Genomic DNA, 9,457 nt, shown 5'->3' on the forward strand with positions numbered 1-9,457 from the left:
CGGTCCCGCCCCGCTTTGGTCTGTGTCGGGCGCTCACCGTCCGGCTAACCCGGGTCCGGTGCCTGGCAGGTCGGACACCAGTACACGGGGCGTTCGTACGGCTTCTCGTTCGCCGACCCGACGTCGATCGGGGTGCCGCACCGATGGCACGGCCGGCCCGTCCGGCCGTGCACGTGCAGCTCTACGGCGGCCAACCCCCGCGCGCGTCCCACGGCCACGCTCCGCTCCATGAGCCTGCGGGCCGCGCGGAGCAGGTCGTCGCGTTCACCCTTGGACAGCGCCCCCGCGGGCGTCCATGGCCACAGGCGCCGCGCGAAGAGGGACTCCGCCATCCAGATGGTGCCGAGGCCCGCAACCGTACGCTGGTCCAGCAGCACGTCGCACAGGGGCCGCTTCGGATCACGGACGAGCCGTGTCGAGCTCTCGGACAGGCCGGTGCTCGGGAAGTCGTCGCCGAGGACGTCCGGGCCGAGCCCGTTGAGGATGCGCTGCTCGTCGTGCGTGCGCAGCAGATCGAGCATCCCGAGGTGCCACCCGGTCGCGGTCCAGGCGTCTGTCGCGAGTACTGCGCGGATGGCGGGGTTACGGGCCGAGGCGTCGCGCGAGCCGGTGCGGTGGATCCGCCAGTAGCCGTCCATGCGCAGGTGCGTGTGCAGGGTGCGTCCGTCGTCGAACCGGGTCAGCAGGTGCTTGCCGTATGCGCTGGTCTCCAGCGCGGTGGCGCCGGTCAGGTCCGCGGCGCCGACGCTGGGCCAGCGCAGCTCCGCGCGGACGAGCGGCAGACCGCGTAGCGCGGAGGTGAGACGCGCGGCGGTGAGGCGCAGTACATCGCCCTCGGGCACGAGTGCTCCCCTCGTCGTGGGGCTTCAGCGTAGTGGGCGCCACGGTCGCGGTAGGCTACACAACCGGCATATCACCCACTTGAGAAGGGCCGGTTCGAGCCCCGACCAGCCGGTCGGTGACGGAGTCAGGGGTTGCCCCCAGTGACAATCAGGGGGAAAACCCGATGGTTTCCGAACGCTCGGACCACAATGCTTCTCTCATGACCGCAATTGCCGCTGACCTGGGGAGACACGCCGATCTGCCCGCCACTTCCGTAGACGCCCGCAGCGTGCGGACCGTCGGCTGGTTCGGTGCGACGGCGCTGCTGCCGATGGTCGCGGCGCACGTGGTCGGCGCTTCGGCGGTCGACCCGGTGCTCGACCCGATCAGCTGGTACGCGTTCGTGCCCGGTGGCGGTGAGCTGATCCTGGCCGGCGGCCTGGTCCTGGCCGTGCTCGGCCTGATCCTCATGGTGCGGATGTATCGCACCGGTCTTGCGGTCGGCCCGGTCCCCGCCGCCGCGATGATCGTGTTCGCCGTGGCGATGGTTCTGGTCGGTGCGTTCCCGACCGACCCGCCGGGTACCGCCGCGTCGTTCTCGGCCATCGTGCACCGCGTGAGCGCCGCGACGGCGTTCTGCGTGCTGCCGGTGATCGGCCTGAGCCTCGAGCGGTCGATCGGGCAGCCCCGGTCCGCCCTCCCGCGCGGCCTTCGGTCGGCGGCCATCGCCCTGGGCGTGGTGGTAGGGCTGTTCCTCGTGGTCCACCTGTCGCTGGTCTTCTTCGCGAGCTCCGGCATCTTTGCGTTCGGTCTCATCGAACGCGTGGGCTTCGTGTTCATGATCGGCTTCCTGTACCTGCTCGCCGCCACCATCGACCAGGAGAGCCCGACCATCGAGCACGAGGTGGCCCGCTCGGTGCCGGGTGCGCCGGCCGGGCACCAGGCGGACGAGCAGGCCTTCCTGCTCAGCGGATCGAGATCCGCAGACCTCGTGGCGTGACCGCGAAGCCGGCCTCGACCAGCGCGCGTGCCACCGGATGGTGCCGAGCGGCCTCCAGCGCCGGTATGCCGTCGACCCGCTGGACCACCAGGCGGCCCAGACGGCCCTCGCGGACGGTACGGGCCAGCGCGTCGGCCGCGACCGCGAGCCGTGCGGGGCTCTCGCTGAACGACAGCACGGTGCGCCCACCACGCTCCACGAAGAGCGTGAGGTCGCCGTGGGTGAGCACCACCACCGCCCCGGCCTTCCTGCCGGGACGGTGCGCCGTGACGGCCCTGTTCCCGGGGCTTCCGTCCGACGCCCCGGCGCCGTCCGGTGCGGGGCCGTCCGGTGCGGGGCCGACGACGCCCCCGGCCCTGCCGCCGGACTCGGTGCTCGACGTGCCGCCCGACAGGCCGGCGGCCGCGCCGTCAGTCGCTGGGCCCGCTGCTCCGTGCGGCCCGGCAGGCCAGGCGAGCGCGGCCCCGTAGGGGTTGGCAGGGTCCATCGCGGCGAGCACCACCGCGCCGCTCGTGCTGCTCGCGCCCGTGCTGGTCGCGACGGCCGACGTTCGTTCGGCGACCTCCAGCTCGGCCTCGATGATCCGGGTGCGGTCCTGCGCGTCGACCCGCAGGCGGTCGACGGCGCCAGGCAGCGCGAACTGGGAACCGCCCAGGTGCTCGACGAAGTACCCGCGGCGCACCGCCGCACGTTCCTCCAGCCCGGACAGCACCCGATACACGTCGCGGTAGCCCGCCCCGACACCCTCGGCCGCCGCGCCGGACCGCGTGAGCACGCCGTGCCGTTCGAGCAGCACCTGGGTCAGCGCGTGGGCCCGCACGGTCGGGTCTGCCTCCCGCATCGGAAGTGCCGCCCAGCGACCACCGCCGCCCGGTACCGACGTGCTCGCCCGGAGGGCCGAGGCAGGCCGCCCGGGCGACACCGCGAACCGGGAGCGCCGCACCGGCCGGGCGCGCGCGACCGTCCGCGGCGCTCGGTGGGCACCGGCGCCACCGATCCGCTCCCGAAGGGCGCCCAGCCCGTCGTTCGTGACCTGCCCGGCCCAGACCAGGTCCCACAACACGTCGAGCACCGCGCCCGGCTCCGCGCCGGTGAGCTCGGCCACGCGGGGCAGGAAGAAGCCGCCCGAACCGGTCAGCAGGTCAAGCACCGCACGGTGCAGCTCGGAGTCCAGCAGGCTCTCCTCCTCGACCGGTTCGAGCGCGGGGAGGGTGAGCGGGGCGCCGTCGGCCAGATGGAGCGAGACCAGTCCGTCCCCGCCGCCCGAGCCGGGCAGGCGGGAGTGCCCGGCCCACAGGACCTCGCCCGCGACCGTCAGCTCGTCGAGGAGCGCGGGGGAGTAGTCGGTCACGCGTGCGGGCAGCACCAGGGTCTCCAGGGCCGACGCCGGGACGGCGGCACCCGCGAGCTGCTCGATCGCCTGCACGAGCCCGTCCGCACCCCGCAGCAGGCCCGTGGAGACGTTCTGCCAGCGCGGCAGGAAGGCGCCGAGGGCTTCCTGCTCGACGGGCTCCACCTCGGCCCGCAGCACCGCGAGCGAACGCCTCCGCAGCAGGCGCAGGACCCCTGGGTCGCACCACTCGTCGCCGGTACCGCCCAGCGACCCCGGGCGCAGGCTGCCGCGTGCGAGGACGCCGTCGCCCTCCAGCCGGGCAAGCGCGTGCACGACGATCGCGACGCCCAGCCCGAACCGCTGGGCCACCGCGGCGGCGCCGAACGGCCCGTGCGTCCGGGCGTGGCGGCGCAGGAGATCACCGAGCGGGTCGGGCACGGGTTCGGTGAACGTCTCCGGGATGCCCACCGGGAGCGCCACGCCGAGCGCGTCCCGCAGCCGGCCCGCGTCCTCCGCGACGGCCCACTGCTCCGTGCCGGCGAACCGGATGCGGATCACGCGGCGGGTGGCCTCCAGCTCGTCGAGCCAGTGCTCGACCGCGTGCCGTGCCTCCTCGCGGGTGCGTGCCTGCAGCGCGTCGAGCGGATGCGGACCGGTGCGACGGAGCAGGTCCCACAGGCCCTCGGCGTCACGGGCCTGGCGGTCGGGTGCCAGCCCGGCCAGCTCGGCCTCCGTGCGTTCGACGGCGCCAGGGTCCAGGAGGTCGGACAGGTCCGCGGACCCCTGCTCGCCGAGCAGCTCGGCGAGCAGCTCCGGGTCGAGCGAGAGGGCGGCCGCACGCCGCTCGGCCAGCGGTGCGTCGCCGTCGTACAGGAACTGGGCGGTGTAGCCGAACAGGAGAGACTGGGCGAAGGGTGAGGGCGTGGGGGTCGTGACCTCCACCACCCGCACGCCGCCGGCCGCGATCTCGCGCATGAGGTCGGCCAGGGCGGCGACGTCGAAGTCGTCCTGCAGGCACTCGCGGGCGGCTTCCAGCACTATCGGGAAGTCGGGGAACTGGCTGGCCACCTCCAGCAGCTGGGCGGAGCGCTGGCGCTGCTGCCACAGGGGCTGCCGCTTGTCGGGCCGCCGGCGGGGGAGCAGCAGCGCGCGAGCCGCGGCCTCGCGGAACCGGGCCGCGAACATCACCGACGAGCCCAGCTCGTCGCGGACCGCGCCGAGGACCTCGTCCGGCTCCAGGAGCAGGTCCTCGAGCGTGACCCGGCCGGGCGTGTGCTCGGGCCGCGCGCCGGTCTCGCCGTCCGCCGAGGCGGCGGCGCCCACGTCCCACGTGTCGCCGTCCCAGCCGCCGCCGGAGTCGGGCAGCCGCAGCACTATCCCGTCGTCGGAGTGCATGGCGGCGACGTCGAGACCGAACCGGGCCCGCAGGCGCGCGGAGATCACGAGCGCCCACGGCGCGTGGACCCGTGCACCGAGCGGCGAGTGGATCACCACGCGCCAGTCGCCGAGCTCGTCGCGGAACCGCTCCACGACGACCGTCCGGTCGTCGGGCACCCGTCCGGTGCCCTGCCGCTGCTCGATGAGGTAGGCGGCCAGGTTGTCCGCGGCCCAGGTGTCGAGCCCCGCGTCGCGCAGGTGCTTGCGCCCGGCCTCGGGGTCGGCGGCCAGGGCGGCGTCGGCCTCGCGGACGAACGCGCCGACCGCACGCCCGAGCTCGGCGGGGCGGCCCTGGGCGTCACCCTTCCAGAACGGCAGACGTCCGGGGAGGCCCGGCGCCGGGGTGACCAGCACACGGTCGGTGGTGATCTCCTGGATGCGCCAGGTGCTCGACCCGAGCGTGAACGTGTCGCCGACCCGGGACTCGTAGACCATCTCCTCGTCCAGCTCGCCGACCCGCTTGCCGCCGCGCATGCGGGCACCGCCGCCCGTCACCGCGTCGGTGAGGGCATCGCCGGGGGCCGCGCCGTCCGGCGCGTCGGTCGCCAGGAAGACGCCGTAGGCGCCTTTGTCCGGGATGGTGCCGCCGCTCGTCGCGGCGAGCCGTAGGGCTCCTGGCCGGCCACGCAGCATGCCTGTTGCGCGGTCCCAGGTGATGCGGGCGCGCAGCTCCGCGAAGTCCTCGCTGGGATAGCGGCCGGCGAGCATGTCGAGCACGGCCCGCCAGGTGGCGTCGCCGAGGTGCGTGAACGGCGCGGACCGGCGGACGAGAGCGAGCAGCTCCTCCTCCGCCCAGTCATCGACGGCCAGCGCCGCCACCACCTGCTGCGCCAGGACGTCGAGGGGGTTGGCGGGGACGTGCATGTGCTCGATCTCGCCCGCGCGCATGCGCTGGGCGATCACGGTGGCCGGCACGAGGTCGCCGCGGAACATCGGGAAGACCACACCCTTGGACACCGCGCCCACCTGGTGGCCCGCGCGCCCGATGCGCTGCAGGCCGCTCGCCACCGACGGCGGCGCACCGACCTGGACCACCAGGTCCACCGCGCCCATGTCGATGCCGAGCTCCAGGGACGACGTGGCGACCACGGCGGGCAGCCGGCCCTCCTTGAGCTCGTTCTCGGTGCGTGTGCGCTCCGCGCGGCTCATCGACCCGTGGTGGGCGCGCGCCAGGATCATCCCGCCCTGGCCGTCGGCGGTCATGTCCCTGCCGGGCACGGCCTCGGGCAGGCCGCGCTGTCCGGGCACGGGACGGGGCAGGCCGGCGCTGGTGCCCGACTGTCCCGGCACCAGCGCGGCCCAGGTGCTCGCCGGGTCTGCGACCTCCAGCCCCTGGCGCTGCGCCCACACCTCGTTCACCCGGGCGGTCAGCCGCTCGGCGCCCCGCCGGTTGTTGGTGAAGACGATGGTCGAGGTGTGGTCGGCCACGAGGTCGACCACGCGCTCCTCGACGTGCGGCCAGACGGAGGCCCTGCGCAGCGGACGTGTGGCCTCGCCCGAAAGGTCGATCTCGTCGCCCGGCGACGCCGCGGTGTCGGACGGCCCGGTGGCGGGCGCGCTGTCGAGGTCCGCGAGGTCGGGGACGGGCACGACCACGTCGATGGCCCACTCCTTGTGCGACGGCGGTTGCACGACGGCGACCTCGCGGGCCGAGTCGTCGGCCCGGCCGCCACCGAGGAACCGGGAGACGACGTCCACCGGGCGCACCGTCGCGGACAGCCCGATGCGCTGCGCCGGCCGGTCGAGCAGCGCGTCGAGGCGTTCCAGGCTGAGGGCGAGGTGCGCGCCGCGCTTGGTGCCCGCTACGGCGTGGATCTCGTCCAGCACCACGGTCTCCACCCCGGCGAGCCCGGCGCGCGCCGCCGAGGTGAGGATGAGGAAGAGCGACTCCGGCGTCGTGACGAGGATGTCCGGGGGCCGGGTCGCGAACGAGCGGCGCTCGTTGGCCGGCGTGTCGCCCGTGCGCATGCCGACCGTGACGTCCGGGACGGCCACGCCGTCCCTCGCCGCGGCCTGCCGGATGCCGGTGAGCGGGGAACGCAGGTTGCGCTGCACGTCGGCGGCGAGGGCCTTGAGCGGTGACACGTAGAGCACGCGGCAGCGACGGGACCGGTCCTCGGGCGGGGGAGCCGACATGATCCGGTCGATCGACCAGAGGAACGCCGCGAGCGTCTTGCCCGAACCGGTCGGCGCGACCACGAGCGCGTGCTGATCGCGCGCGACGGCGTCCCACGCGCCGGCCTGGGCGGCGGTGGGCCGCGCGAACGCCCCGGTGAACCACGCGCGGGTCGCGGGTCCGAACCGGGAGAGCGGGTCGTCGGGCGTTGCCATGGACCCCATTGTGTCCCTGACCACTGACACCGGCCCGGAGTTCACCGGGTGCGCAGGGGGAGACGTAGGGTTGACCGGTGCGCGAACGGGATTTCTGGCAGCTGGTCGACGAGGTGTTCGGCCCGGGCTACGGGCGCGCCCTCGCGCGCGAGCAGGTGCTGCCCGCGCTCGACGGCCGCACCCCGGCCGCCGCGCTGGAGGACGGCGACGAACCGCGTGACGTGTGGCACGCGCTGTGCGACGCGCTGGACGTGCCCGACGCCGAGCGGTGGGGCAAGGACAAGTACCGGCAGGCACCGCCGCCCCGCCGCTGAGGCGCGACCGACGGCCCTGGAGCCGCCCGGTCGCCGGAGCGACCGCACCGACGAGATGCCGTACGACACACCGACGTGTCCTGCCTTGCCTCGAACACGCGTTCGGCTAGACTTTGACCACAGGCACGGATTTCGGAACGTCGTCCACAGGCGGCGGCCGGAGAAGGCGTCCGTGTCAGTGGCTCCGCGTACGGTCGGCAACGACGTACAGAGCCATCCATGCCGGCGCACAGAGCGCCCCGAAACCGAAGGTGTTGCACATGCCCGCACCAGCAGATCGCGACAAGGCCCTCGAAGCGGCCCTCGCCCAGATCGACCGCAGCTTTGGCAAGGGCTCGGTCATGCGCCTCGGCGACGAGACCCGTGCGCCCATCGAGGTGATCCCGACCGGCGCGATCGCCCTCGACGTGGCGCTCGGTATCGGTGGCCTGCCCCGCGGCCGCGTCATCGAGGTGTACGGCCCGGAGTCCTCGGGCAAGACGACCATCGCGCTGCACGCGGTGGCCAGCGCGCAGCGCCAGGGCGGCATCGCGGCGTTCATCGACGCCGAGCACGCGCTCGACCCGGACTACGCCAAGAAGCTCGGCGTCGACACCGACGCCCTCCTGGTCTCGCAGCCCGACACCGGTGAGCAGGCGCTGGAGATCACCGACATGCTGATCCGCTCCGGCGCGCTCGACATCATCGTCATCGACTCCGTCGCGGCGCTGACGCCGAAAGCTGAGATCGAGGGCGAGATGGGTGACAGCCACGTGGGTCTCCAGGCCCGCCTGATGTCGCAGGCCCTGCGCAAGATCACCGGTGCGCTCAGCGCGTCCGGCACCACCGCGATCTTCATCAACCAGCTCCGCGAGAAGATCGGTGTGTTCTTCGGTTCGCCCGAGACCACCACCGGTGGCAAGGCGCTGAAGTTCTACGCGTCGATCCGCCTCGACATCCGGCGTATCGAGACCCTCAAGGAGGGTACGGACGCGGTCGGTAACCGTACCCGGGTCAAGGTCGTCAAGAACAAGATGGCGCCGCCGTTCAAGCAGGCCGAGTTCGACATCCTGTACGGCCACGGCATCTCCCGCGAGGGCGGCCTGATCGACATGGGCGTGGAGCACGGCTTCGTGCGCAAGTCGGGCTCGTGGTTCACCTACGAGGGTGACCAGCTCGGCCAGGGCAAGGAAAACGCACGCGCCTTCCTGCGGGACAACCCCGACCTCGCCAACGACATCGAGAAGCGCGTCAAGGAGAAGCTGGGCGTCGGCCCGAAGGTCGACGCGCCGGCGGTCGAGGACGCGGGTGCCACCGCGGTGACCTCCGCCACCGACACCGCACCGGCCACGGGTACCGTCGCGGCGGCGAGCTCGTCCTCCCGGACGACCACCACGGCGAAGGCCACCAGGTCGACCACCGCACGTTCGAAGGCCACCAAGCCGGTGGCGTCGAAGACCGCCGAGAAGGCGGAAGCAGCCGCCGAGAAGGCGCCGTTCTGACGTGCAGTACGGTGATCCAGCGGATGGTCCCGGCGTGGGGAAGCGTCGGGGCCATCCGGCCGCTCGGGAGGGTGGCCGGGCGAGGAGCCGGGGAGGGCGCGGCAGCGCCGACCGGGCACCCCGCAAGACCGTCGCGGAGCGCCTGGAGTCCGGCGAGATCAGCCGCGACGAGGCCGTCGAGAAGGCCCGCGAGACGGTTCTCAAGATCCTGACCGCTGCGCAGAAGTCCCGGCGTGAGCTCGAGCAGTCGCTGGCCCGCAAGGGTTACCCGGAGGACGTCGTCGTGCAGGTGCTCGACAGGTTCGACGAGGTGGGCCTGGTGGACGACGCGACCTACGCGGAGACCATCGTCCGCACCCGCCACGCCGAGCGCGGCCTCGCGCGGCGCGGGATCGCCGCCGAGCTGCGCAGGCGCGGCATCGACGAGGACACGGCGATCGAGGCCCTGGACCAGCTCGACTCCGACGACGAGCGGGCGGCCGGCGCCAGGCTGGCCACCAAGCTGGTCACCCGCACGCGAGGCCTGGACCGGGAGGTGCGGGTCCGCCGCGCCGTCGGGTCGCTGGCCCGCAAGGGTTACGCGCCCGGGCTGGCCTTCGAGCTGGTCCGGGACGCACTCGCAGCGGAGGGTGAGGACACGGACGACCTGGGCTACGCCGAGGACTGAAGGGCCCCGCCGGCACCGGATAGGCAAACCGGGTAGGCAAGAAGATCGGTAAGAGGTCAGGTGGTCGGCAGC

6 protein-coding genes are annotated in these 9,457 nt (G+C 73.6%); 4 read left to right on the forward strand and 2 right to left on the reverse strand.

The window, feature by feature from the left end; genetic code table 11:
- Nucleotides 1–44: 44 nt before the first annotated feature.
- The gene (locus tag ACFWE2_RS22640; protein ID WP_377226459.1) at nucleotides 45–842 is read right to left on the reverse strand and encodes a DNA-formamidopyrimidine glycosylase family protein; all 798 of its coding nucleotides are present in this window, start codon (nucleotides 840–842) and stop codon (nucleotides 45–47) included.
- A gap of 200 nt (nucleotides 843–1,042) precedes the next feature.
- Here ACFWE2_RS22640 and ACFWE2_RS22645 point away from each other — a divergent pair, with 200 nt between their 5' ends.
- On the forward strand, nucleotides 1,043–1,822 hold the full coding sequence (locus ACFWE2_RS22645; protein WP_377226460.1) for a DUF998 domain-containing protein: 780 nt from the start codon (nucleotides 1,043–1,045) through the stop codon (nucleotides 1,820–1,822).
- On the opposite strand, the gene ACFWE2_RS22650 is transcribed toward ACFWE2_RS22645, so the two are convergent.
- Complete coding sequence (locus tag ACFWE2_RS22650) at nucleotides 1,788–6,932, reverse strand: DEAD/DEAH box helicase (protein ID WP_377226461.1); 5,145 nt, start codon at nucleotides 6,930–6,932, stop codon at nucleotides 1,788–1,790. The genes ACFWE2_RS22645 and ACFWE2_RS22650 overlap by 35 nt on opposite strands.
- Nucleotides 6,933–7,000: 68 nt before the next feature.
- On the opposite strand from ACFWE2_RS22650, the gene ACFWE2_RS22655 reads away from it, so the two are divergent.
- The 3 genes from ACFWE2_RS22655 (at nucleotide 7,001) to ACFWE2_RS22665 (ending at nucleotide 9,385) form a co-directional block, all read left to right on the forward strand.
- Nucleotides 7,001–7,237 carry a DUF3046 domain-containing protein gene (locus tag ACFWE2_RS22655; protein ID WP_377226462.1) on the forward strand — a complete coding sequence of 79 codons (237 nt, stop codon included), beginning with the start codon at nucleotides 7,001–7,003 and terminating at the stop codon, nucleotides 7,235–7,237.
- Between the two features lie 260 nt (nucleotides 7,238–7,497).
- On the forward strand, nucleotides 7,498–8,718 hold the full coding sequence (gene recA / locus ACFWE2_RS22660; RefSeq protein ID WP_377226463.1) for a recombinase RecA: 1,221 nt from the start codon (nucleotides 7,498–7,500) through the stop codon (nucleotides 8,716–8,718).
- 34 nt (nucleotides 8,719–8,752) lie between these two features.
- Nucleotides 8,753–9,385, forward strand: coding sequence for a regulatory protein RecX (locus ACFWE2_RS22665; RefSeq protein ID WP_377226464.1), 633 nt, complete (start codon nucleotides 8,753–8,755; stop codon nucleotides 9,383–9,385).
- Nucleotides 9,386–9,457: the final 72 nt, after the last annotated feature.

The organism is Promicromonospora sp. NPDC060271 (assembly GCF_042726755.1).
In the GTDB taxonomy this organism is placed as follows: domain Bacteria; phylum Actinomycetota; class Actinomycetes; order Actinomycetales; family Cellulomonadaceae; genus Promicromonospora.